21 protein-coding genes are annotated in these 24,291 nt (G+C 72.6%); 7 read left to right on the top strand and 14 right to left on the bottom strand.

Annotated elements, in window-relative coordinates; translation table 11 throughout:
• The first annotated feature begins 67 nt into the window (after positions 1 to 67).
• Positions 68 to 538 (top strand): RDD family protein, encoded by a 471-nt coding sequence (locus tag KUM38_RS38210; RefSeq protein ID WP_217136727.1) that lies wholly within the window; start codon positions 68 to 70, stop codon positions 536 to 538.
• Between the two features lie 89 nt (positions 539 to 627).
• Here KUM38_RS38210 and KUM38_RS38205 read toward each other — a convergent pair whose 3' ends face one another.
• The 4 genes from KUM38_RS38205 to lipB all read right to left on the bottom strand — a co-directional run bounded on the left by KUM38_RS38205 (position 628) and on the right by lipB (position 3,897).
• Positions 628 to 1,332, bottom strand: a complete 705-nt coding sequence (locus KUM38_RS38205) for a DUF4191 domain-containing protein (protein WP_073935628.1) — start codon at positions 1,330 to 1,332, stop codon at positions 628 to 630.
• 37 nt (positions 1,333 to 1,369) lie between these two features.
• Positions 1,370 to 1,615, bottom strand: a complete 246-nt coding sequence (locus KUM38_RS38200; protein WP_217136726.1) for a hypothetical protein — start codon at positions 1,613 to 1,615, stop codon at positions 1,370 to 1,372.
• Between the two features lie 365 nt (positions 1,616 to 1,980).
• On the bottom strand, positions 1,981 to 2,946 hold the full coding sequence (gene lipA / locus KUM38_RS38195) for a lipoyl synthase (protein WP_217136725.1): 966 nt from the start codon (positions 2,944 to 2,946) through the stop codon (positions 1,981 to 1,983).
• A 153-nt stretch (positions 2,947 to 3,099) separates the two neighbouring features.
• Positions 3,100 to 3,897: a lipoyl(octanoyl) transferase LipB gene (lipB, locus tag KUM38_RS38190; RefSeq protein WP_217136724.1), complete on the bottom strand. Its 798-nt coding sequence runs from the start codon at positions 3,895 to 3,897 to the stop codon at positions 3,100 to 3,102.
• A gap of 278 nt (positions 3,898 to 4,175) precedes the next feature.
• On the opposite strand from lipB, the gene KUM38_RS38185 reads away from it, so the two are divergent.
• On the top strand, positions 4,176 to 5,636 hold the full coding sequence (locus KUM38_RS38185; protein WP_217136723.1) for a regulator: 1,461 nt from the start codon (positions 4,176 to 4,178) through the stop codon (positions 5,634 to 5,636).
• Positions 5,637 to 5,871: 235 nt separating this feature from the next.
• Here KUM38_RS38185 and KUM38_RS38180 read toward each other — a convergent pair whose 3' ends face one another.
• Entirely contained in the window at positions 5,872 to 7,275 is a 1,404-nt protein-coding gene (locus tag KUM38_RS38180) for an NAD(P)/FAD-dependent oxidoreductase (RefSeq protein WP_217136722.1), read from the bottom strand.
• A gap of 230 nt (positions 7,276 to 7,505) precedes the next feature.
• Positions 7,506 to 8,408: a TIGR01777 family oxidoreductase gene (locus KUM38_RS38175; protein ID WP_217136721.1), complete on the bottom strand. Its 903-nt coding sequence runs from the start codon at positions 8,406 to 8,408 to the stop codon at positions 7,506 to 7,508.
• Positions 8,409 to 8,480: 72 nt separating this feature from the next.
• Between KUM38_RS38175 and KUM38_RS38170 the strand changes: the two genes are divergently transcribed.
• Complete coding sequence (locus KUM38_RS38170; RefSeq protein WP_217136720.1) at positions 8,481 to 8,966, top strand: GNAT family N-acetyltransferase; 486 nt, start codon at positions 8,481 to 8,483, stop codon at positions 8,964 to 8,966.
• A 51-nt stretch (positions 8,967 to 9,017) separates the two neighbouring features.
• On the opposite strand, the gene KUM38_RS38165 is transcribed toward KUM38_RS38170, so the two are convergent.
• A complete protein-coding gene (locus tag KUM38_RS38165) occupies positions 9,018 to 10,202 on the bottom strand; it encodes a MarP family serine protease (protein ID WP_217136719.1) in 1,185 nt (394 codons plus the stop codon).
• Positions 10,203 to 10,400: 198 nt separating this feature from the next.
• Between KUM38_RS38165 and KUM38_RS38160 the strand changes: the two genes are divergently transcribed.
• Both KUM38_RS38160 and KUM38_RS38155 read left to right on the top strand, forming a co-directional pair.
• A complete protein-coding gene (locus KUM38_RS38160; RefSeq protein WP_254398300.1) occupies positions 10,401 to 11,315 on the top strand; it encodes a peptidoglycan recognition protein in 915 nt (304 codons plus the stop codon).
• Entirely contained in the window at positions 11,312 to 11,488 is a 177-nt protein-coding gene (locus tag KUM38_RS38155; RefSeq protein ID WP_217136717.1) for a hypothetical protein, read from the top strand. Before KUM38_RS38160 ends, KUM38_RS38155 begins: the two co-directional genes overlap by 4 nt.
• Before the next feature lie 13 nt (positions 11,489 to 11,501).
• Here KUM38_RS38155 and KUM38_RS38150 read toward each other — a convergent pair whose 3' ends face one another.
• From KUM38_RS38150 to KUM38_RS38135, 4 genes are all read right to left on the bottom strand, one after another.
• Entirely contained in the window at positions 11,502 to 12,020 is a 519-nt protein-coding gene (locus KUM38_RS38150) for a DUF4240 domain-containing protein (RefSeq protein WP_217136853.1), read from the bottom strand.
• A 146-nt stretch (positions 12,021 to 12,166) separates the two neighbouring features.
• Positions 12,167 to 13,144: a YafY family protein gene (locus tag KUM38_RS38145; protein ID WP_217136716.1), complete on the bottom strand. Its 978-nt coding sequence runs from the start codon at positions 13,142 to 13,144 to the stop codon at positions 12,167 to 12,169.
• Positions 13,145 to 13,206: 62 nt separating this feature from the next.
• On the bottom strand, positions 13,207 to 15,912 hold the full coding sequence (aceE, locus tag KUM38_RS38140) for a pyruvate dehydrogenase (acetyl-transferring), homodimeric type (RefSeq protein ID WP_217136715.1): 2,706 nt from the start codon (positions 15,910 to 15,912) through the stop codon (positions 13,207 to 13,209).
• Positions 15,913 to 16,199: 287 nt separating this feature from the next.
• Complete coding sequence (locus tag KUM38_RS38135) at positions 16,200 to 16,823, bottom strand: GntR family transcriptional regulator (RefSeq protein WP_217136714.1); 624 nt, start codon at positions 16,821 to 16,823, stop codon at positions 16,200 to 16,202.
• A gap of 315 nt (positions 16,824 to 17,138) precedes the next feature.
• Between KUM38_RS38135 and KUM38_RS38130 the strand changes: the two genes are divergently transcribed.
• Positions 17,139 to 17,630, top strand: a complete 492-nt coding sequence (locus KUM38_RS38130) for a hypothetical protein (protein WP_217136713.1) — start codon at positions 17,139 to 17,141, stop codon at positions 17,628 to 17,630.
• 94 nt (positions 17,631 to 17,724) lie between these two features.
• Here the strand turns inward: KUM38_RS38130 and sucB are convergent, their stop codons facing one another.
• From sucB to KUM38_RS38115, 3 genes are all read right to left on the bottom strand, one after another.
• Positions 17,725 to 19,530 (bottom strand): 2-oxoglutarate dehydrogenase, E2 component, dihydrolipoamide succinyltransferase, encoded by a 1,806-nt coding sequence (gene sucB, locus KUM38_RS38125; protein WP_217136712.1) that lies wholly within the window; start codon positions 19,528 to 19,530, stop codon positions 17,725 to 17,727.
• A gap of 62 nt (positions 19,531 to 19,592) precedes the next feature.
• Positions 19,593 to 20,981, bottom strand: coding sequence for a dihydrolipoyl dehydrogenase (gene lpdA, locus KUM38_RS38120; protein WP_217136711.1), 1,389 nt, complete (start codon positions 20,979 to 20,981; stop codon positions 19,593 to 19,595).
• 457 nt (positions 20,982 to 21,438) lie between these two features.
• Positions 21,439 to 22,971: a leucyl aminopeptidase gene (locus KUM38_RS38115; protein ID WP_217136710.1), complete on the bottom strand. Its 1,533-nt coding sequence runs from the start codon at positions 22,969 to 22,971 to the stop codon at positions 21,439 to 21,441.
• 313 nt (positions 22,972 to 23,284) lie between these two features.
• Between KUM38_RS38115 and KUM38_RS38110 the strand changes: the two genes are divergently transcribed.
• Positions 23,285 to 24,088 (top strand): endo alpha-1,4 polygalactosaminidase, encoded by an 804-nt coding sequence (locus tag KUM38_RS38110; RefSeq protein ID WP_217136709.1) that lies wholly within the window; start codon positions 23,285 to 23,287, stop codon positions 24,086 to 24,088.
• The last annotated feature ends 203 nt before the right edge of the window (positions 24,089 to 24,291 follow it).

The following is a 24,291-nucleotide window of genomic DNA, read 5'->3' as shown; positions in this document are numbered from 1 at the left end:
TCTCCCACGGTAGCCCCGGCGCACCCCGCCGTCCTGTGGTCATATCCGGGCGCAGTACCGTGGACGGGTGGACAACAGGCAAGCAATCGGATCATGGCTCTCCGGGCCCCGCGCGGCCCTGGAGGACGCCGGTGCCGAGTTCGGTTACCGGGGTGAGCAGCTGGGGCTGCCGGAGGACGGACCGGGCTCGATCGCACGCCCCGGCCGCAGGCTCGGCGCCCTCGCCGTGGACTGGGGTCTGTGCGTCCTGATCGCATACGGCCTGATCACCGACGGCTACTACGGACAGACGACCAGCAACTGGGCGCTGCTGGTGTTCCTCGTGCTGAGCGTCCTCACCGTCGGCACGGTCGGCTTCACGCCCGGCAAGCGGTTGTTCGGGCTGCGGGTGGTCGCCCTCGACACCGGCCGGGTCCAGCCGCTGCGCGGGCTGGTGCGCTCCGCGCTGCTGTGCCTCGCCGTCCCCGCGCTGATCTGGGACCGTGACGGCCGCGGCCTGCACGACCGGCTGGCCCGTACGGTCGAGGTGCGGATCTGACACCCGCTTCCGGCGGATGTGACGGGGTACGCCGACGGGGGCGCCGGAAGTGATTCCGGCGCCCCCGTCGGCGTAGAGGAAGGGGTGGGTCAGCGGCCCCTCGGTCCGCCGCCCTTCGGCAGCCTCATGCCCTTGGGCATCGGGCCCTTCGGCAGCGGCATGTTGCTCATCAGGTCGCCCAGGGCGCGCAGCCGGTCGTTGGTCGCGGTGACCTGCGGGCCGGTGAGCACGCGGGGCAGCTTGAGCATGGTCGTGCGGACCTTCTTCAGCTCGACCTGGCCCTCGCCGGTGCCCACGATCAGGTCGTGCACCGGGACGTCCGCGACGATGCGGTTCATCTTCTTCTTCTCGGCGGCCAGCAGGCTCTTCACCCGGTTCGGGTTGCCCTCGGCGACCAGCACGATGCCGGCCTTGCCGACCGCGCGGTGCACCACGTCCTGGTTGCGGTTCATCGCCACCGCGGGGGTCGTCGTCCAGCCCCGGCCGATGTTGTCGAGCACGGCCGCGGCGGCGCCCGGCTGTCCCTCCATCTGCCCGAAGGCGGCCCGCTCGGCCCGGCGCCCGAAGACGATCGCCGTCGCGAGGAAGGCGAGCAGGAGGCCCAGGATGCCGAGATAGATGGGGTGCCCGATCAAGAAGCCGATCGCGAGGAAGACACCGAAGGTGACGATTCCGACAGCCGCGAGTACAAGACCGATCTTCTTGTCGGCCCTGCGGGTCATCTTGTAGGTCAGGGCGATCTGCTTGAGTCGCCCGGGGTTCGCAGCGTCCGCTGCGGTTTCCTTCCTCGCCATGCCATGAAGTCTACGTGTCCCCGCCGGGGGCGGTCGGTCAGGGGCGGGTCGTCAGGGACGGAGTGCTCAGGGGCAGGGTGCTCGGGGACGGGGCGCTCGGAGCCTGGTCGAGGACGCGCTGTGCCTCGAGCCGGTCCTTGGCGCGGCGGCGGTCCTCCAGCACCGAGGTCCAGGCGTTGCGGCGGGCGGTGCGCTGGCCGCCGCTCATCAGCAGCGACTCGACGGCGCGCAGTGCGGTGGTGAAGGACGGGATGGCGGTGGCGCGGACGGGCGCGGCCTGCATGGTGGAGGTCTCCCTCGGTGCCGGTGGACAGGGGTGTACGTGCGGTGATTCCAGGCTCACTGACTGGTGTTACCAGGGCGTGACCGACCGGTCAAACAGGCATGAAGCCTCGGTGGGAGGGTCCGGGACGCCGACGCGGCCCCGACCTGTGCCCTCAACTGCGAGGACGGTCGGGACCGCGTCGTCTCGGCCATTACTGGCGGGTAGGGCCTTGTGCGTGAATTCACACGCCGTCGGTGGCGTGGTGCCGGCCGGCTCCGGGCGCCGTCGGACGGGCCCGGGAGGGCGCCGTCGGACGGCCGGGGGAGGGTGCTGCCGGACGGGCCCGGGAGGGGGTGCTGCCGGACGGCCCGGGAGGGGTGCTGTCAGACGGCCTGGGAGGCCACGTACGCGCCGCGCTTCTCGACGGCCATCTGGTACAGGCGGCCGGCGCGGTACGAGGAGCGGACCAGCGGGCCGGACATCACGCCGGAGAAGCCGATCTGCTCGGCCTCCTCCTTCAGCTCCACGAACTCGTGCGGCTTCACCCAGCGCTCCACGGGGTGGTGGCGCACGGAGGGCCGCAGGTACTGCGTGATGGTGACCAGCTCGCAACCGGCGTCGTGCAGCTGCTTCAGCGCCTCGCTGACCTCCTCGCGGGTCTCGCCCATGCCGAGGATCAGGTTGGACTTGGTGACCAGGCCGTAGTCGCGGGCCTCGGTGATGACCTTCAGGGAGCGGTCGTAGCGGAAGCCGGGGCGGATCCGCTTGAAGATCCGGGGCACCGTCTCGACGTTGTGCGCGAAGACCTCGGGGCGGGAGGAGAAGACCTCCGCCAGCTGCTCCGGTACGGCGTTGAAGTCGGGGGCGAGCAGCTCGACCTTGGTGCGGCCGGCCTCGCGCTCCGCCGTCTGCGCGTGGATCTGGCGCACGGTCTCCGCGTACAGCCAGGCGCCGCCGTCCTCCAGGTCGTCGCGGGCGACGCCGGTGATGGTGGCGTAGTTCAGGTCCATGGTGACCACGGACTCGCCCACGCGGCGCGGCTCGTCACGGTCGAGGGCCTCGGGCTTGCCGGTGTCGATCTGGCAGAAGTCGCACCGCCGGGTGCACTGGTCGCCGCCGATGAGGAAGGTCGCCTCGCGGTCCTCCCAGCACTCGTAGATGTTCGGACAGCCGGCTTCCTGGCAGACCGTGTGCAGCCCCTCGCTCTTCACGAGGTTCTGCATCTTGGAGTACTCGGGGCCCATTTTCGCCCGGGTCTTGATCCACTCGGGCTTGCGCTCGATGGGGGTCTGGCTGTTGCGGACCTCCAGGCGCAGCATCTTGCGTCCGTCGGGTGCGACTGCGGACACGACCGGCTCCCTAGCGATTGATTCTTCGGCGTGCTCAAGCGTACGCCCGTTGATTTGAATGCCCGGCGAGGGTGTCGGCCTGCTGAGGGAAGCCGCCCCCGGTCCTCGCTGCGGCCTGTTCGGCCGTGACGTGCAACGCCGGACGGGCTGTTTTTATGCCGGTGCCTTCTCGATGACCCGGGGCTTCGGTTCCGCGTTCTCCAGGATGTCCCGGAGGTGGCGCTCCGCGACGGGGAGCACCTCGGCGATCGTGATGTCGCGGCCCAGCTCGTTCGCCAGGGAGGCGACGCCCGCGTCGCGGATGCCGCACGGGATGATCTTGTCGAACCACTTGTTGTCGGGGTTCACGTTCAGCGCGAAGCCGTGCATCGTGACGCCCTTGGCCACGCGGATGCCGATCGCGGCGATCTTGCGGTCCTCGCGGCGCTGGCCGGCGTTGGAGGGCGCGTACTCCGGGCCGTTGAGGCGGGGGTCGAACTCGTCGTCGTGCAGCCGGGGGTCGAAGTCCAGGGAGAGTCCGCCGAGCGCCGGGCGCTGCTCCACCGGGTCGCCCAGCACCCACACCCCGCTGCGGCCCTCGACCCGCGTGGTCTCCAGGCCGAACTCCGCGCAGGTGCGGATCAGGGCCTCCTCCAGGCGGCGGACGTGCGCGACCACGTCCACCGGGCGGGGCAGCTTCTGGATCGGGTAGCCCACCAGCTGGCCGGGGCCGTGCCAGGTGATCTTGCCGCCGCGGTCCACGTCGATGACCGGGGTGCCGTCGAGCGGGCGTTCGCTGTCCGCGGTGCGGCGGCCGGCCGTGTAGACCGGGGGGTGCTCCAGGAGGATCACGGTGTCGGGCACCTCGTCGGCGAACCGTGCCGCGTGCACCCGGCGCTGCTCGTCCCAGGCCACCTGGTAGTCCACGGCCTCGGCCCCGAAGCCCATCCGCACGAACCGCAACTCGCTCACGGCAAGCGCCTCCCTAGAAGGTCGTCAGGCACGAAACGCGCCCACGCCACTGTACGACCGTTCGAGTGGGTGCCGGTCGGCGGCGTCCGGTCGGCGGCGTCCGTCCGGGGTGGCCGTCAGCTTTCGGGCAATCCTCACACGATCGGATGAATGCCGGGTGAAGCCCGCGATCGGGTGCTTACTCTCCGCTACATTCGCGCCGTCCACGTGGCCATAAGGGCTGCTCACAGGCAATCCGGGCACCTCGCTCAGCCGGAAGGCAGGAGACCGCACCGCAGATGACGGAACGACCCGCGCAGCGCACCCCCAACCGACAGCTCGCCGCGCTCATCGCAGAAGCGGGGTTCTCCAACGCGGGACTCGCCCGGCGCGTGGACCAGCTCGGTCTCGAACACGGGCTCGACCTGAGATACGACAAGACGTCCGTCACCCGCTGGCTGCGCGGGCAGCAGCCTCGCGGTACGACGCCGGCGCTGATCGCCGAGGTCTTCACCCGGCGTCTGGGCCGCCGCCTGACCGCGCAGGACCTGGGGCTGGACGCCTGTGCGCCGGTCTACGCGGGGCTGGAGTTCGCCGCCACCCCCGAGGAGGCCGTCGACATCGTCAGCGGGCTGTGGCGCAAGGACTCCGGCAGCCACGCCGAGCTGCGGAAGATCGCCTTCACCTCGGCGGGGCTGGTCGTGCCGAGCCGGGACTGGCTGATCGGGCGGGCGGACGAGAAGGTGGCCCGGGCGGAGCCGCCGGTGCCGGTACGGGTGCCGGCGCAGGGCCGGCCGCCGGTCCGTCCGGCCGAACTGCTCGCGCGCCGGCGTGCCACGGCCGAACGCGGTCCGGGCCACCGGGTCACCGGCGGCGACATCGCGGCGCTGCGTTCGGTCGGTGAGCTGTTCCGCACGCTCGACGACGCGTACGGCGGCGGGCACGCCCGCCAGGCCCTCGTGCGGTACCTGGAGCACGAGTGCGAGCCGATGCTGCGCGGCACGTACGGCGAGCAGACCGGGCGGCGGCTGTTCGCGGCCGCCGCGGACCTGACGCGGCTGGCCGGGTGGACGTCGTACGACATCGCGGCGCACGGGCTCGCGCAGCGGTACTTCGTGCAGGCACTGCGGCTGGCGCAGGCGGCGGGGGACCGGCCGTACGGTGCCTACGTCCTGGTCACCATGAGCCGGCAGGCCGTCTACCTCGGGCACGGGCGGGAGGCCGTGCAGCTCGCGCGGGTCGCCCAGCAGGGGGCGGGCGGGTCAGGGCCGCCGGTCGTGCAGGCCCTGCTGCACGCGGCCGAGGCGCGGGGGCACGGGGTGCTGGGGGAGGTGCGGGCCTGTACGGCGGCGCTGGTGCGCGCGGAGCGGGCGCTGGAGGGCGCGCGGCCCGGTGACGAGGTTCCGTACTGGGCGCGCTTCTTCGACGAGGCGCAGCTCGCCGACGAGTTCGGGCACTGCCACCGGGACCTGCAGCAGTTCCGGGCCGCCGCGCAGCATGCGGAGCGGTCGCTGCGGTTGCGGGCGCCGGGGTACGCCCGGAGCCGGCTCTTCTGCCGGATGGTGCTGGCGACCGCCCGGCTCGGCCTGGGGGAGCTGGACCAGGCGTGCCAGCTGGCCGCCGAGGCGGCCGGTCAGGCGGCGGAGATGCGGTCGGTGCGGGCCGTCGAGTACGTCCGGGACTTCGAACGGAAGCTGGAGCCGTACCGGGACGCGGCTCCCGTGCGCACGTACCGCGACAGGATCGCGGCGTACGGCTGAACCCGCGTCCGACGCCTGCGGCGGGTGGGGGTGCGGGGCGCGGACGCGCCGGCCACTACGGGCGCCCACCCCCCGCCTCGTCGCTTTGCGAGTGCCCCGTGTTGGTGCGGGCCGGGGGTGGGTCGCGCGGCCCGGCGCTTGCGGGGTACCGTCGCGCCCACCCGTGCCGCCCCAGCGGCACGACTGCCCGCGGTCGCGGGAGACGGAAGGGGCCGGGCGCGCCCCCACCCCCGGCTCACGCCGCGCGAGCACTCGGTACCGGATCCGCCGTGTGCATGGACCGGTCCACCCCCAGATCCGCCAGGATCGCCGCCGCCGCCCGGTGCGCCGAGTGCAACGCCCCCTGCACCGTCCCGGTGTCCCGATGATCACCACACACGTACAGCCCCGCCAGCAACCGCACCGGCCGCCGCAGATCGTGCGGCGGCCGCATCACCGGCACCGCCTCCGCGGTGTGGTGCACGCCCAGCGTCTCCCAGCGCGCCGTCGACACGCCGTACAGCCGGGCCAGGTGCATGCGCACGGCCGTGTCGATGCCCGGTGCGGGCGGCCCCAGGACCGTCGAGCTGACCAGTGTGCGCCCGGCCGGGGCCCGGGACGGGTCGACCCGGCTGACGACCGCCGTGTGCGCCACCGGCCCGCCCCGCTCGGCGTCGAGCAGCAGCGAGGCACCGGTTCCCGGGGCCTCGTCGGTGCTGTGGTGCACCACCGTCACGGGGTGGAAGTCCGGCACCCGCAGCCCGGGCAGCAGCTCGGCGGCGGCCCGCGCCCCGGTCGCGACCAGCACCGCGCCGCACCGGAACTCCCCGTGCTCCGCGGTGGTCACCGAGGTCGTCGACACGGAGGTGACCCGTACCCCCGTGTGCACCGTGCCCGGCGGCAGCGTCCGCGCCAGCGTCCGCGGCAGCGCCTCGGCACCGCCTTCCGGCACGCACAGCCGTCCGCTCGCGAACGCCCGCAGCGCCAGATCCGCGCACCGGCTGGACGTGGTGAGATCCGGATCGCACAGCAGGGCGGCGAGCAGGGGGCGCAGAAAGCCGTCGATGGTCCGGGCGGGCAGGCCCCGGGCCGGCAGCGCCTCGGCCGCCGTCGTCTCGGGCCGGGCCAGCAGCCGTTCCACCGGCGTGCCCGCGAGCTTGCTGAACGCGGCCCCCAGGCGGGCCTGGTCGACCGCCGTGCCCAGCGGGGCACCGGTGCGGCTGCGGGGCACGGACACCTGCCGTCCGGGCACGGCCACCGGCCTCCTGGGCCCGCCTCCCGGCCGTGGGGCGCTCGCCAGGGCGCGTACGGCATGGAGTGCGCTCCTCGCGCTCCGCGCCCCCCTCACGCCCGGCTGCACCCCCGCACGATGGTGCCGTCCGTCGCTGTGCAGCAGGACGCCGGGCGCGAAGGGCCGCAGCACCAGCCCGTCGAGGCCCGAGGACGGCCGTAGTTCGGGATACGCCGTGGACAGCAGCCGTCCGATCCGGTCGAGCCGGAAGCCGTCGACCTTCTCGGTCGCCATCCGGCCGCCCACCTCGTGGGCGGCCTCCAGGACCAGGGTGGTGACTCCTGCGCTGGTCAGCCGTCGCGCCGCGGAGAGTCCGGCGACCCCGGCTCCCACGACGACGACGTCCGCCTGGTACGTGGGCTCAAGCACGTGCCCCTCCTCGAGGTTGCGCGGGCGCTGGAGACGTCATGCCCTCAACAGGCCCCAGGGATACCCGAGTTCTGCTCGAGGTTAGGGCCGTGGCCGAGCACCTGGTCAGTCGCGCATGGACAGAGCACGGGCGCACGACGGTCGCATACGCACGCCGGTTGGGCACGATGTGGTCGCAGAGGGCTCAGAGCCGGATCGGTTCCGGGCGGACCGTGGTCACGTCCGTGCGCTCACAGCGCCGCCCGGACCGCCCCCTCGATCCGGGGGAACGCGAACCGGAAGCCGGACTCCAGCAGCCGTGCCGGCAGCACCCGGGCGCTGCCGAGGACCTCCCCGGCCATCTCCCCGAGCACCGTCCGCAGCACCGGTGCCGGCACCGCGAACACCGCCGGCCGGTGCAGCACGCGCGCCATCGCCCCGGTGATCTCACGGTTGGTCACCGGATGCGGGGCGGTCAGGTTGAACGGCCCGGACAGCCCGTCGGTGTCCAGCAGATGGCGCAGCGCGGCCACCTCGTCGTGCAGCGCGACGAACGACCAGTACTGGCGTCCGTCACCCAGCCGGCCGCCCAGCCCGGCCCGGAACAGCGGGAAGAGCCTGCCCCATGCCCCGCCCCCGCGCGCCACCACCAGGCCGGTGCGCGCGAACACCGTCCGCACGCCCGCCTCCCGCGCCGGTGCCGCGGCCGCCTCCCACTCGACGCACAGCTCCGGCAGGAAGCCCTCGCCCGGCGGAGCGCTCTCGTCCACCGTCCGGTCGCCGGTCTCGCCGTAGTAGCCGATCGCGCTGCCGTTGAGGAACACCCGGGGCCGTACGTCCTCGGGCAGCCCGGCGACGGCCTCGGCGAGCGCGGTCGTGCCCACGACCCGACTGGTCCTGATCCGTGCCTTGTAGGCCGCCGTCCAGCGCCGGTCGCCGACCCCGGCGCCCGCCAGGTTGACCACCGCGTCGCACCCGGCGAGGCCGGCCGCGTCCACCGACCCGCGCTCCGGATCCCACCGGACCTCGTTCGCCGCCCGGGGCGCGCCCCGCACCAGCCGGACCACCTCGTGCCCGTCCGCCGTCAGGGACCGCGCCAGCGCGCCACCGATGAGCCCGGACGCACCGGCCACCGCGATTCGGGAACGTTCCATGGCGTCCATCCTGCCCCTCACGGCACGGAAATCACGGCCGGGACGTCAGGGCCCGGCCGTACAGTGGCCCTCATGTCCGAGCCGTCCATACGCATCGCCCGTTCCGGTGACGAGGGGGAGCTGGCCCGCCTCGACCGGGAGACCTGGTCCACCGTGCACGCCGTCGTCCCGCGGCCGGCGGACGACTCGTTCTTCAGCGAGCGGTCCGGGCCCCGGGAGCACCTCGTCGCCGAGTACGGGGGACGGATCGTGGGGTACGTCCGCCTCGGCTTCGCCACCGAACTCGCCAGCAACGCGCACGTGCGGCAGATCCGCGGCCTCGCCGTCGCCGAGGAGGCGCGCGGCCGGGGCGTGGGCCGGGCCCTGGTGCGGGCCGCCGTCACGGAGGCACGGGAGCGCGGCGCCCGCCGGATCACCCTGCGCGTGCTCGGCCACAACACCGTCGCCCGCACGCTGTACGCGTCCGAGGGCTTCGTCGTGGAGGGCGTGCAGCCGGAGGAGTTCTTCGTCGGGGGCGAGTACGTCGACGACGTCATGATGGGCCGGTCGCTGGTCTGACGGGGCAGACGGGGCCCACGAGGCAGACGGGGCCCACGAGGCATACGAGGACTACGACGTCACCGGCTCCCCGGTGTCCACCGGTGCCGTCGCGTCCGCCGCGCGCTCGGCGTCGCCGGCCACCTCGTCCGCCGTCAGCACGTAGCCGGTCTCCGCGTCCGAGGTGGAGCGCGCGAACACCACGCCGTACACCCGGCCGTCCGTGGTCAGCAGCGGGCCGCCGGAGTTGCCGGGGCGGACGGTCGAACGGATCGAGTAGATCTCGCGGGTGACCGCCGCGTCGTTGTAGATGTTCTGCCCCCGGGCCTGGAGCCGGCCGGCGACCGTCGCCGCCTGCAGGTTGAGGTCGCCGTCCTGCGGGTAGCCCGCGACGACCGCCGAGTCGCCGCGGTCGGCGTCGTCGTCGAACTCCAGGACGGGGGCCCGCAGCTCCGGCACGTACAGCACGGCCACGTCCTTCCGCGGGTCGAAGAGCACCACCCGGGCCTCGTGCGTCCGTCCCACCCCGCCCACGCGCACGGTCGGCTCGTCGATGCCGGCCACCACATGGGCGTTGGTCATCACGTGCTCCGTCGCGTACACGAAGCCGCTGCCCTCGCGGCCCTGGGCGCCCGCGACGCCCTCGACCTTCACCGTGCTGCGCTGCGCGGCCCGGGTGGCGGCCGCGGTGACGCTGTCGCCGGTGGGCGCGGCGACCTCGGCGGTCGACTCGTTCTCGAACGGGTTGAAGACCTGCGGGAAACCCGCCTCGGTCAGCGCCGACGTGGCCCGGGAGAACCATCCCGGGGTGGTGTCCGGCATCGCGTCCTGCACCGCGCCCAGCAGCCGCGAGTCCCGGATCGCCGACGTCACCAGCGAGGAGGAGGACGCGCCCAGCACGCTCGCCACCACCCACGCCACGATCAGCACGGCCACCGAGTTGGCCACCGCCCCGCCGACCCCGTCCGCCACCCGCAGCGGGCCCCGGTCCAGCTCCCGCCGCAGCCTGAGCGCCAGCCGCCCCGCCAGCTCGTGGCCCGTCACGGCCGGCAGCAGCACCGTGAACACGGCCGTCAGCGTCGCCCGGGTCGTCCCCGGCGTCACCGGGTCCATCACCCACGGCAGGATCCACACGCCGACGACCGCACCGCCCACGAAACCGGCCAGCGAGACACAGCCCGCCAGCAGCCCGCGCCGGTAACCGGACGCCGCGTAGGCCAGGACGACCAGCAACAGCAGGATGTCGAGCAGGTCCACGCACGCCGCCTTTCTCTCGGGACCACCGGCCCATCAGTACGTGGGGGAGGGGCCCGGTGATCAGCCACGCGCGCGACGGCCGCGGAAACGCGGCCACGCGCGCGTGTACCGGGGAAAACGTCGCGGACCAAGGCGATGGTTCCACCGGGTGGCGCAGCACGGATCGCGGACGTGGGCGGACCGGCCCACAGTGGGCTCATGCGTGTCCCCAGGAGACCGCGCGGAGCGCGGCAGCGCCGCCCCCACCGGATACCCGGCGGGCCCGGCGTCCCGCGCCCGCCACGGGCCGTCACGGTGTCGCTCGGCTGTCTGCCGGGCGTGGCCGCCGCCGTCGCCCTGGTGCTGTGCGCCTACGGCGTCGAGCACGCCGCCGAGGACGCCGCCGCCCTTTCCGCTTCCGCCGCGCGGGCCTCGGCCCTCCACCAGGCGCCCCGGCCGGCCGTCGTGCCCCGCTCCGCCTGGCTGGGCGACACCGCGCGGGAACAGCCGCCGCCGCGCTACGACGACGAGGTCGTCGCCGTCTTCGTCCACCACACCGACTCGCCCAACGGCTACGACTGCGCGGACGCCCCCGGCATCATCCGGAGCCTGTACGACGGCCAGACCGGCGCCCGTGACTGGGACGACCTCGGCTACAACTTCGTCGTCGACCGCTGCGGCACCGTCTACGAGGGCCGCGCGGGCGGCACCGACCGCCCCGTCACCGGCGCCCACACCCAGGGCTTCAACCACCGCACCACCGGGATCGCCGCCCTCGGCACCTTCACCGAGGGCGTGGAGGTGCCGCCGGAGATGCTGCGCGCGATCGCCGCCGTGGCCGCCTGGAAGCTCGGCACGTCCGGCACCGACCCGCGCGCCGACGTCCGGCTGGTCTCCAGCAACGGCGGCAGCCGCTACGCGGCCGGCACCACCGCCACCCTGCCCGCGGTCGCCGGCCACAGTGACGGCTACATGACCGACTGCCCGGGCGCCGCCCTCAAGGCCCGCCTCCCGGAGATCAGGACCCTGGCGGCCCGCCTCCAGGGACGCGCGACCGAGGACACCGTGCCCGACGACACCCAGACCGCAGTACGGAACGACAACGACACACGGAACGAAGAGCAGGTCCCATGAACGACACGCCTGACCGAAGTACCACCTGGGCGGACGCCCTGCGCCGCCCCTGGACGGCCCTGTGCGCCGCCGCCGCCGTCGTCCTGGGCCCGGCGGCCCACACCGCCTCCGCCCTCATGCAGGCCAACGCCGCCCCCCTGCGCCACGCGCCGACCCCCCACCGGCGCCTGTGAACCGGCAGGCGGCTCAGCTCCCGAACCGCTCCCACAGCCGCGGGTAGCGTTCGGCGAGCAGGGCCTCGTTCTCGAAGTCGAGCGGCGTGCCCTCCGGCTCCACGGGGGCCGGGGGCAGGTCGAGGTCGGGCGCCACCGTGCCGGTGAGCTGCTCGTACGCCTCGTCCGCCGCGTAGCCGAGGTCCTCGCCGTCGCCGTCGATCTCCTCGTCGAAGTCGTCCAGCAGCTCGGCCAGCGCGTCCGGGTCGTGCAGCGCCCCCTCGAACACCTCCCGGCCCTGGCCGATCAGCCAGCACCGGAAGTAGTCGAAGGCGTCGTCGCTCGCCCCGCCCAGCAGCACCCAGGCGGCACCCCACAGGTCCCAGTGGTACGCGCGGTGGTAGCGGGACTCGAAGTGACGGGCGAAGTCCAGGACCGCCTCCGGGTCCAGCCGCACGAGCCGCTCCACCAGCAGATCGGCCTGCTCCTCCGGATCGCCCCCGGCGTCCTCGCGGGCGGTGTCCACCAGCTCCCAGAACTCCGTCTCGTCCATCACGAGGTCAAGCATCGGCCCTACGGCCCCCGGACGCACTCTAGGGGCGCGGGGAACTGCGCAAACGGGGGTCCGGGGGCAGCGCCCCCCGGGGACGGGACGGGAAGGGGCGGCGGGGGCGAAAAAACAGGGACCGAAGACCCCCGTCACCCCCCGTACAACCCCGCCAACCGCACAGCCTCCGCCGCGAACCGCTCCCGCAGGGACAAAGGCGCCAGCACCTCCACCTCCGCCCCCAGTGCCGTCAGCTGCTCGTGGGCGACCTCCTCGGACTCCACCGGCAGGGTCACCGTCACCCGCCCGTCGTCGCCGTCCGGCTCACCCGCCCGCGCCAACGCCTCCCGCGCGGCAACCGGATCCACGGCGTGCGGCAGCCGGCGCACGCCCTCCGCCGACAGCCGCACCACCACCTCCGCGCGCAGGATGGACCGCGCGAACTGCTCCGCCCGCTCCTCCCAGAACGCCGGCAGATCGAAGTCCGGCTCCCGCTCGAAACGCTCCTCATCCGCCGCCACCGCCGTGAACCGGTCGATCCGGTACACCCGGAAGGAGCCGCCCCCGGCCACCCGCGCGCACAGGTACCAGACGCCCGCCTTGAGCACGAGTCCGTACGGCTCCAGCTCCCGCTCCACATCGTGCTCGCCGCGCCGGTAGCGGGCGGTGATCCGCCGGTCGTCCCACACCGCGTTCGCGACCGCCGGCAGCAGCTCGGGCGTGACCGGCTCGCGGAACCAGTTCGGGGCGTCCAGGTGGAACCGCTGCGCCGCCGTACGCGACGCGTCCCGCAGGGACGGCAGCAGGGCGGCCGACACCTTCAGCCGGGCCGCCGAGGCCGCGTCCTCCAGGCCCATCTCGCGCAGCGCCCCCGGCACCCCGGACAGGAACAGCGCCTCCGCCTCGCCGCGCGCCAGCCCGGTCAGCCGCGTCCGGTAGCCGCCGACCAGCCGGTAGCCGCCGATCCGCCCCCGGTCCGCGTACACCGGTACCCCGGCCTCCGACAGCGCCTGCGCGTCCCGGGTGACCGTACGCTCCGACACCTCCAGCTCCCGCGCCAGCTCGGCGGCGGTCATGGAGGGCCGGGACTGGAGCAACAGCACCATCTTGATCAGCCGGGCGGCACGCATGGGCCCCATCATGCAGGAGGCCCCCGCCGAGTGGGCGGGGGCCTCCTGTCGTGATCCGAGCCTTACAGGCCGTACTTCTCGCGCGCTTCCTTCACGGACGCCGCCTGGACCTCGCCGCGCCGGGCGAGCTGGGCCAGGGCCGCGACGACGATGGACTCGGCGTCGACCCCGAAGTGGCGGCGGGCCGCGTCACGGGTGTCCGACAGGCCGAAGCCGTCGGCGCCCAGCGACGTGTAGTCCTGCTCGACCCACTGCGCGATCTGGTCCGGGACCTGGCGCATGTAGTCGGAGACCGCGAGGACCGGACCCTCGGCGCCCTGGAGCGCCTGCCGGACGAACGGCACCCGGTCCTCGCCGCGCAGCAGCGCCTCGTCGGCCTCCATGGCGTCCCGGCGCAGCTCCGTCCACGAGGTGGCGGACCAGACGTCGGCGGCCACGCCCCACTCCTCGGCGAGCATCCGCTGCGCCTTCAGCGCCCAGTGGATCGCCGTACCGGAGCCGAGCAGCTGGATGCGCGGCGCGTTCGCGGCCGGGGACAGGCCCGCGGACTCCGCCGTGTTGAAGCGGTACAGGCCCTTGACGATGCCCTCGTCGATACCGGCGGCCGACGGCTTGGCGGGCTGCGGCAGCGGCTCGTTGTAGACCGTCAGGTAGTAGAAGACGTTCTGGTCCTCACCCGGCAGGGCCTCGCCGAACATCCGGCGCAGACCCTCCTTGACGATGACGCCGATCTCGTACGCGAACGCCGGGTCGTACGTCAGTGCCGCCGGGTTGGTCGCCGCGATGACCGGCGAGTGACCGTCGGCGTGCTGGAGGCCCTCGCCCGTCAGCGTCGTCCGGCCCGCCGTGGCGCCGACGAGGAAGCCGCGGCCGAGCTGGTCGCCGAGCTGCCACATCTGGTCGCCGGTGCGCTGCCAGCCGAACATCGAGTAGTAGATGTAGAACGGGATCATCGTCTCGCCGTGCGTCGCGTACGACGTCGAGGCGGCGACGAACTCGGCCATGGCACCGGCCTCGGTGATGCCCTCGTTGAAGATCTGGCCGTTCTTGGCTTCCTTGTAGTACATCAGCTGGTCGCGGTCGACCGGCTCGTACGTCTGGCCCATCGGCGAGTAGATGCCGAGGGACGGGAAGAGGCTCTCCATGCCGAAGGTGCGCGCCTCGTCGGGGACGATCGGCACCCAGCGCTTTCCGGTCTCCTTGTCGCGGACCAGGTCCTTGACCAGGCGGACGAACGCCATGGTGGTGGCCACGTTCTGCGAGCCGGAGCCCTTGTCGAAGGCGGCGAACGCCTTGTCGGCGGGCTGGGGCAGCGGCGCGACCGGGTGCACGCGGCGGGCCGGGGCCGGACCGCCGAGGGCGGCGCGGCGCTCCTGGAGGTAGCGGACCTCGGGGGAGTCGGCGCCCGGGTGGACGTAGGGGACCACGCCGTCGACGAACTGCGCGTCCGAGATCGGCAGTTCGAGCCGGTCGCGCATCGCCTTGAACTCGTCCACCGTCAGCTTCTTCATCTGGTGGTTGGCGTTCTTGGAGGCGAAGCCCTCACCGAGGGTGTGGCCCTTGACGGTCTGCGCCAGGATCACGGTCGGCGCGCCCTTGTGGGCGAGCGCGGCCTTGTAGGCGGCGTAGACCTTGCGGGACTCGTGGCCGCCGCGCGAGAGGTGGAAGCACTCGAGGATCTTGTCGTCGCTCAGCAGCTTCGCCATCTCGACGAGCGCCGGGTCCTTGCCGAAGAAGTCCTCGCGGATGTAGGCGGCGTCGCGCGTCTGGTACGTCTGCACCTGCGCGTCGGGTACCTCGCGCAGCCGGCGTACGAGGGCGCCGGTGGTGTCGAGCCGGAACAGCTCGTCCCAGGCGGTGCCCCACAGGGTCTTGATGACGTTCCAGCCGGCGCCGCGGAACTGGGCCTCCAGCTCCTGCACGATCTTGAAGTTGGCGCGGACCGGACCGTCGAGGCGCTGCAGGTTGCAGTTGATGACGAAGGTCAGGTTGTCCAGCTGCTCGCGGGAGGCGAGGGTGAGCGCGGTCGTCGACTCGGGCTCGTCCATCTCGCCGTCGCCGAGGAACGCCCAGACGTGGGAGTCGGAGACGTCCTTGATGCCGCGGCTGGTCAGGTAGCGGTTGAACCGCGCCTGGTAGATCGCGGAGATCGGGCCGAGGCCCATGGAGACGGTGGGGAACTCCCACAGCCAGGGCAGGCGGCGCGGGTGCGGGTACGACGGCAGGCCGTTGCCGCCCGCCTCACGGCGGAAGTTGTCGAGCTGCTGCTCGCCGATCCGGCCGTCGAGGAAGGCGCGGGCGTAGATGCCGGGGGAGGCGTGGCCCTGGATGTAGAGCTGGTCGCCGGAGCCGTCACCCTCCTTGCCGCGGAAGAAGTGGTTGAAGCCGGTCTCGTAGAGCCAGGCCGCGGAGGCGAAGGTGGCGATGTGGCCGCCGACGCCGTACTTGCTGCCGCGGGTCACCATGGCCGCCGCGTTCCAGCGGTTCCAGGCGGTGATCCGCTGCTCCAGCGCCTCGTCGCCGTCCACGGCGGGCTCGGCGGCGGTGGGGATGGTGTTGACGTAGTCCGTCTCGAGGAGCTTCGGCAGCGCGAGGCCGGCGCCCTCGGCACGCTCCAGCGTGCGGCGCATCAGGTACGCGGCACGGTGCGGCCCGGCCGCCTTGGTGACGGCGTCCAGGGAGGCCTGCCACTCGGCGGTCTCCTCGGGGTCGCGGTCCGGGAGCTGGTCGAGCTCGCTCGGCTGGATGGCGTTGGGGTCGGTCGTCATGTCGCCGCCTTCCTCAGTCGAAGGGGGTTCCCTCATCGGTAAGGGTTCGGGGATGCCCTTGGTCTTTGGCAGGACAGGGCGGAGGGCTCGGGTGCGAGCCCGGGGCGACTGTAACCCCCTGATCGATGATCGATCAAAGGGTTGAGGGCGATAATCTCTTGATGACAAGAAAGTAGGCACGCGGTGCCTTGGGAAGTGGCACTCGGTGACGCTTTTGTGCCATGTTTTTCCAGGTGAACGGGCGTTTGAGCGATGGTTCGCTCGGGTGGGATGCGTGAGGAGCCGGGTCAGGGCCGCGGCGCGCACCCCAGGACGTGCGCCTTCACGAGCTCCGCGATGCGCGGGTCCCGCCTGTGGAACGCGGCGACCAGTTCCTCGTGCTCCTCGGCGTACGACTGCTGGACCGTGCCCAGCCAGCGGATGGACAGCGCGGTGAAGACCTCGATGCCCAGGCCCTCCCAGGTGTGCAGCAGCACCGAGTTGCCGGCCGCGCGGACCAGCTCACGGTGGAAGGCGACCGTGTGCCGCACCTGGCCCGTTCCGTCGGTCGTGCGGTCGGCCTCGTACAGGGCGGCGACGTGCGACTCCAGCGCCGAGCAGTCCCGTGCCAGCCGCTCCGCCGCCAGCTCCGCCGCGATCGCCTCCAGGCCGGCCCGGACGGGGTAGCTCTCCTCCAGGTCGGCGGCCGTCAGGTTGCGCACCCGTACGCCCTTGTTCGGTGCCGACTCGATCAGCCGCAGCGACTCCAGTTCGCGCAGCGCCTCCCGCACCGGCGTCTGGCTGACCTCCAGCTCGGTCGCGATCCGCCGCTCCACGATCCGCTCGCCCGGCTGCCAGCGTCCGCTGATGATCCCCTCGAGGATGTGCTCGCGGATCTGTTCGCGCAGCGAGTGGACGACGGGCGCTGTCATGAGGGCTCCTTAGGGGCGTTTGACGCTTAGACAATAAGGCCGGCCCGCCGCGGTCGAGGGGCGCTCGGTGATGCTTTCGCGCAGGTGAGACAAGGCTTACACGCCGCCCTCTCTGCGCCGAACAGGTGGTTTGATCCGATTTTCGGATCAGATGGAGTACATCATGTGCTGTGAGTGATTTGCCCGTATCAAAATGATCGTGCAACTTCCCTTGAGTCAGACGGGACACAAGCGACGATGATGCGAGTCAAACGGTCCAGACCCCCGCGCCCCCGGGCCTTCGCCCGGCGGCATGCTCTTCACCTGGGTGGCGCGATGCTCTTCGCCGCGACACTGGTCGGCGTCTCGCCGTCCGGGGTCGCGGCGGCACCCGGTCCCAGCTGGGTCGACTACGACCCCGGCAAGTGCGGCTACAGCCCTCACCACCTCTGCAAGGGCGAGCAGGGGCCCCCTGGTCCGCCCGGGCCTCCCGGTCCGCCCGGACCCGCTGAGCCGTGCGTGAGCATCGACAGCTACAACCGCGGCTCGCAGCAGTACACCGGCGTCATCAACCCCGACCGTGAGATCTCGGTCGGCACGCGGAGCCTCCAGCCGAGCCCGGGCGCGTACACGTGGTCGAACCTGTCGGACAACCAGAACGCCCCGACGAACGGCTGCAGCATCACGGTGAGCGAACAGGGGAACACGCTGAACGTCCAGGTGATCACCACCACCGGCACGGTGGTCGAGACGTTCTGCAGCGTCCCCGGGAACCAGCTCGTGTGCACGTCCCCGTGGACCGCGGTCAACCCGCAGCCACCGGCGTGATCCCCCGCTGACCGACGCGGCCCCGCGCCCCCCTACGTCGGTGCCCCCACCCGGAGACTCCGGGTGGGGGCACCGACGTATGTGCCGAAGGCGTTTACAGACCGAGCTCGACCTCGAACTCGCCCGCCTCCAGGATCGCCTTGACCGCCGTCAGGTAACGGGCCGCGTCGGCACCGTCCACCAGGCGGTGGTCGTAGGAGAGGGTCAGGTAGGTCATGTCGCGGACGCCGATGACCGTACCCTCCTCGGTCTCGATGACGGCCGGACGCTTGACCGTGGCACCGATGCCGAGGATCGCGACCTGGCCCGGGGGCACGATGATCGTGTCGAACAGCGCGCCGCGCGAACCGGTGTTGGAGATGGTGAAGGTCGCGCCGGCCAGCTCGTCCGGGCTGATCTTGCTCGCCCGGACCTTGCCCGCCAGGTCGGCCGTGGCCTTGGCGATACCGGCGATGTTGAGGTCACCGGCGTTCTTGATGACCGGGGTCATCAGGCCCTTCTCGGAGTCCACCGCGATACCGATGTTCTCGGTGTCGAAGTAGGTGATGGTCCCCTCGGCCTCGTTGATCTTGGCGTTGATCGGCGCGTGGGCCTTCAGCGCCTGGGCCGCGGCCTTGACGAAGAACGGCATCGGGGAGAGCTTGACGCCCTCACGCGCCGCGAACGCGTCCTTGGCGCGGGCGCGCAGCTTCATCAGGCGGGTGACGTCGACCTCGACCACCGAGGACAGCTGGGCCTGCTCGTGCAGGGCCTTGACCATGTTGTCGCCGATGACCTTGCGGATCCGCGGCATCTTCACGGTCTGACCGCGCAGCGGGGAGGCCTCGAGGGACGGGGCCTTCTTCGCGGCGGGCGCCGCCGCTGCGGCCGGGGCCGGGGCGGCGGTGGCGGCCTTCGCGGCCTCGGCGGCGGCGATGACGTCCTGCTTGCGGATGCGGCCGCCGACGCCGGTGCCCTTGACGGTGGACAGGTCGACGCCGTTCTCGGCGGCGAGCTTGCGCACCAGCGGGGTCACGTAGGCGCCCTCGTCCGTCGGCTGGGCGGCGGCCGGGACGGCCGGAGCGGCAGCCGGGGCCGGGGTGGGCGCCGGAGCGACCGGGGCCGCGGGCGCCTGCGGGGCCGGGGCCGGAGCCGGAGCGGGGGCCGGAGCCGGAGCGGGCGCCGGGGCGGCCGGAGCCGGGGCGGCCGGAGCCGGGGCGGCCGGAGCCGGGGCGGGCGCGGGCTGCGCCGGGGCCTCGGGGGCGGCCGGGGCGGGGGCGGCGGCCGGAGCGGCACCCGCCTCGCCGATGACGGCGAGCTTGGCGCCGACCTCGGCCGTCTCGTCCTCGCCGACCACGATCTCCAGCAGCGTGCCGGAGGCGGGGGCGGGGATCTCGGTGTCGACCTTGTCCGTCGACACCTCCAGCAGCGGCTCGTCGGCCTCGACGGTGTCACCGACCGACTTCAGCCAGCGGGTGACGGTGCCCTCGGTGACGGACTCGCCGAGCGCGGGCAGGACCACGTCCGTGCCCTGGGCGGAGCCGCCGCCGGCGGTGGCCTCGGCGGTGGGCGCCGGGGCCGGGGCGGGCTGCTCGGTGGAGGGCTGGGCCTGCGGCTCCGGGGCGGGAGCCGGCGGGGCGACCTGCTCGGCGGCGGGGGCCTGCTCGGCCGCAGGGGCGCCGCTGCCGTCGTCGATCAGCGCCAGCTCGGCGCCGACCTCGACGGTCTCGTCCTCGGCGACCTTGATGGAGGACAGCACGCCGGAGGCGGGAGCGGGGATCTCGGTGTCGACCTTGTCGGTGGAGACCTCGAGCAGCGGCTCGTCGGCCTCGACGCGCTCGCCCTCGGCCTTCAGCCACCGGGTGACAGTGCCCTCGGTGACGCTCTCGCCGAGCGCCGGAAGGGTTACGGAAACCGCCATGGTTTCGGTTGCTCCTTTAAAAGTGCGGAAGTCTGTGTCGTCGCGCCCGATGACCGAGAGCGTCAGTCGTGGGAGTGGAGGGGCTTCCCGGCCAGCGCCAGGTGGGCCTCGCCCATCGCCTCGTTCTGCGTCGGGTGGGCGTGGATGAGCTGGGCCACCTCGGCCGGCAGCGCCTCCCAGTTGTAGATCAGCTGGGCCTCGCCGACCTGCTCGCCCATGCGGTCGCCGACCATGTGGACGCCGACCACCGCACCGTCCTTGACCTGGACGAGCTTGATCTCGCCCGCGGTCTTCAGGATCTTGCTCTTGCCGTTGCCCGCCAGGTTGTACTTCAGAGCGACGACCTTGTCCGCACCGTAGATCTCCTTGGCCTTGGCCTCGGTGATGCCGACGGAGGCGACCTCCGGGTGGCAGTACGTCACCCGCGGGACACCGTCGTAGTCGATCGGAACGGTCTTCAGACCCGCCAGACGCTCCGCCACCAGAATGCCCTCGGCGAAGCCGACGTGCGCGAGCTGGAGGGTCGGGACCAGGTCACCGACGGCGGAGATGGTGGGAACGTTGGTGCGCATGTACTCGTCGACCAGGACGTAGCCGCGGTCCATGGCGACGCCCTGCTCCTCGTAGCCCAGGCCCTGCGAGACCGGGCCGCGGCCGATGGCGACGAGCAGGACCTCGGCCTCGAACTCCTTGCCGTCCGCCAGGGTGACCTTGACGCCGTCCTGGGTGTACTCGGCCTTCTGGAAGAAGGTGCCCAGGTTGAACTTGATGCCGCGCTTGCGGAAGGCGCGCTCCAGCAGCTTGGAGCTGTTCTCGTCCTCGACCGGGACGAGGTGCTTGAGGCCCTCGACGATCGTGACGTCGGCGCCGAAGGACTTCCACGCGGAGGCGAACTCGACGCCGATGACGCCGCCGCCCAGGATGATCGCGGACTTCGGCACGCGGTCCAGGACGAGGGCGTGGTCGGAGGAGATGATCCGGTTGCCGTCGATCTCCAGGCCCGGCAGCGACTTCGGCACGGAGCCGGTCGCCAGCAGGACGTGGCGGCCCTGGACACGCCGGCCGTTGACGTCGACGGAGGTGGGGGAGGACAGCCGGCCCTCACCCTCGATGTAGGTGATCTTGCGGGAGGCGACCAGACCCTGCAGGCCCTTGTACAGGCCGGCGATCACGTCGTCCTTGTACTTGTGCACGCCCGCCATGTCGACGCCCTCGAAGGTCGTCTTGATGCCGAACTGCTCGCTCTCGCGGGCCTGGTCGGCGATCTCGCCCGCGTGCAGCAGGGCCTTGGTGGGGATGCAGCCGTTGTGCAGGCAGGTGCCGCCGAGCTTGTTCTTCTCGATCAGGGCGACGTCCAGGCCCAGCTGTGCCCCGCGCAGGGCCGCGGCGTAGCCACCGCTGCCACCGCCGAGGATCACTAGGTCGAAAACGGTGCTGGCGTCGTTCGCCACGTCACGTCCTCCATGCATGTGCGCCACGCCGGTCTCCAGTGACCGGTCGGCGGCTGGTGTCCGGCCGCTCTATGTTCTCGGCCCTTAGGTGGGGCCCTGTCCTGCCGAGCCCCATCTTCGCACCTGTGGGACCCGAACGAGACGCCGGGCCGTGGTGTGAGACACCCCACGTCCCCGAAGGGGGCTGCCCCTCCGACCCCGGACGCACGGGCGTGCGGGGGTTCCCCGTGCCCCGCAGCCGACCTGAAGGGGCGCTGCCCTTTCGGCCCCGGACCTGCGGGCGGGTGGGGGTGGCTCGCGCAGTTCCCCGCGCCCCTTCAGGGGCGCGGCCGGCGGGCGGCGCGTGCAGAAGAGGCCGGGCCGCAGCCGACGGAAAAGGGGCGCGGGGAACTGCGCGACCAGCCGCAACGGACCCGCGGTCGCGCAACTCCCCGTACCCCCGACCCATAAGGCGTCCTCAGCCGAGATCACCCGAAGCCGCCAGCTCGGCGACCCGCACCAGCGTGCGCACGGCCGACCCCGTCCCGCCCTTCGGCGTGTACCCGAACGGCCCGCCCTCGTTGAACGCCGGCCCGGCGATGTCCAGGTGCGCCCAGGTGATCCCCTCACCCACGAACTCGCGCAGGAACAGCCCGGCGACCAGCCCGCCGCCCATCCGCTCGCCCATGTTGGCGATGTCGGCGGTCGCCGAGTCCATCCCCTTGCGCAGGTGCTCCGGCAGCGGCATCGGCCACGCCGGCTCGCCGACCTCCTCCGCCGCCTCGTGCACCGCGGAGCGGAACGCGTCGTCGTTCGCCATGACCCCGAACGTGCGGCTGCCCAGCGCCAGCATCATCGCGCCGGTCAGCGTGGCGACGTCCACGATCGCGTCCGGCTTCTCCTGGGAGGCCGCCCACAGCGCGTCGGCCAGCACCAGCCGGCCCTCGGCGTCGGTGTTGAGCACCTCCACGGTCTTGCCGCTGTACATGCGCAGCACGTCACCCGGGCGCGTCGCCGAGCCGGACGGCATGTTCTCGGCCAGCGCCAGCCAGCCGGTGATGTTGACCTCCAGGCCGAGGCGCGCGGCGGCGACGACCGCGGCGAACACGGCGGCGGCACCGCTCATGTCGCACTTCATCGTCTCGTTGTGACCGGCCGGCTTCAGCGAGATGCCGCCCGAGTCGTAGGTGATGCCCTTGCCGACCAGCGCGAGGTGCTTCTTCGCCTTGGACGAGGTGTACGACAGCTTCACCAGCCGCGGGCCCGACGCCGAACCGGCGCCCACGCCGAGGATGCCGCCGTAACCGCCCTTGGTCAGGGCCTTCTCGTCGAGCACCTGCACCTTGATGCCGTGCTCCTTGGCCGCGGCCTGGGCGACGGCCGCGAACGCCTCGGGGTTGAGGTCGTTCGGCGGGGTGTTGACCAGGTCGCGGGCGCGGTTGAGTTCCTCGGCGACGGCGACGGCGCGCTCGACCGCGGCCTTGTACGCCTTGTCGCGGGGCTTGCCGCCGAGCAGCGCGGCCTCGGCGAGCGGCGCCTTGCCGTTCTTCGCGTCCTTGCCGCGCTCCTTGTAGGCGTCGAAGGAGTACGCGCCGAGCAGCACGCCCTCGGCGACCGCGCCGGCGTCGGCGGCGTCCGTCAGGGGCAGGGCGAACGCGGCCTTCTTGACGCCGGCGAGGGTACGGGCGGCCACACCGGCCGCCTTGCGCAGCGCCTCGGTGTCGTAACCGGCGTCCTTCTCGGGCTGGGCGCCGAGGCCCACCGCGACCACGAGCGGCGCCTTGAAGCCGGCCGGCGCGGGGAGCTTCGTCACCTCGCCCTCGGCACCGGACGCGCCGAGGGTCTCCAGGACGCCGGCGAGCCCGCCGTCGTACGCCTGGTCCACGGCCTCGGCGCCCGGTGCGACGACGGGGCCGCCGGACTTGGACGCGGAGTCCTTGGCGACACCGATCACGATCGCGTCGGCCCGCAGGCCGGGGACCGCGGCGGTGCTGAGAGTGAGAGCAGTCACGGTGGTGAAATCTCGCTTCCGATGTGAAGTTGCTGTGGCCGAAGGGTGTGGGTCGACCGGGCCCGGCAGCCGACCCTAGTTGCGATGTGCGGGCGCGGTCCCGTCGGGGTCGTCCCCGGTGCGGCGAACACTCGGGACGAGCCTACGCGCGTGTGTGCGTTCGCTCATTCCCGTGGGTGTTCACCCCGTGGTGACGCCGTGGCCATGTTCCGGGCCCCGCCGCCGCGCCCGGAGGCGGCGACGATCATCCTTGACGCTCCTGTGTACCGCCCGCGGTGCCACCCGCACCGCCACCCGTTCCGGAGACCGCCCGGTGAGACGACCTTTCCTCCTTGTCCCGCTGCTCGCCCTGCTGCTGGCGGCCTGTACGGCCGCGCCCGGCGCCGACGACGCGGCCGACGCGAAGACGTCGGCCGGCGACCGTTGGCGGCCCCGGCCCGGCACCGACTGGCAGTGGCAGCTCAGCGGACGGCTCGACACCTCCGTCGACGTCCCGGTCTACGACATCGACGGCTTCGACCACTCGAAGGAGACGGTCGCGGAGCTGCACCGCGACGGCCGGAAGGTCATCTGTTACCTCTCCACCGGCGCCTGGGAGGACTTCCGCCCGGACGCGGACGACTTCCCGAAGTCGGTGATCGGCCGCGGCAACGGCTGGGAGGGCGAGCGCTGGCTCGACATCCGCCGTACCGACGTGCTGGAGCCGCTGATGGCGGAGCGCCTCGACATGTGCCGGGAGAAGGGCTTCGACGCGGTGGAGCCGGACAACATGGACGGCTACCGCAACCGCACCGGGTTCCCGCTCACCGCCGACGACCAGCTCCGCTACAACCGGCTGATCGCCCGGCTCGCCCACGAGCGCGGTATGGCCGTCGGTCTGAAGAACGACCTGGACCAGATCCCCGAGCTGGTCGACGACTTCGACTTCGCGGTCAACGAGCAGTGCGCCCAGTACGGCGAGTGCGCGGAGCTGACACCGTTCGTCGAGGCGGACAAGGCCGTCTTCCACGTCGAGTACGAGCTGACCACCGGCCGCTTCTGCGCCGACTCCCGGCGGCTGGGGCTGAGTTCCCTGCTCAAGAAGTACGAACTGGACGCATGGCGTCAGGCCTGCTGAGGCCCGGTCCCGTCACCGACGTGCCCGCCACCCGGCCGGCGAGGGAGCGGCGGCCACCGCGCCCGTCGCCGGCACCGCTCCGCGACCTACGGGGCGGAAAACCCGGCGTCACCCGATTGCCGAGTGGAAAGTGCGCCACAACGTCCTGTTTCGGGCACGGCGGGGAATCGTCCCGTCATGCTGCCTTCGGAACTCTCCCCGGG

Source organism: Streptomyces sp. AC558_RSS880, assembly GCF_019049255.1.
GTDB lineage: Bacteria > Actinomycetota > Actinomycetes > Streptomycetales > Streptomycetaceae > Streptomyces.
Note: the sequence above shows the minus strand (reverse complement) of the source record. Positions and strands in the feature narration are given on the sequence as shown.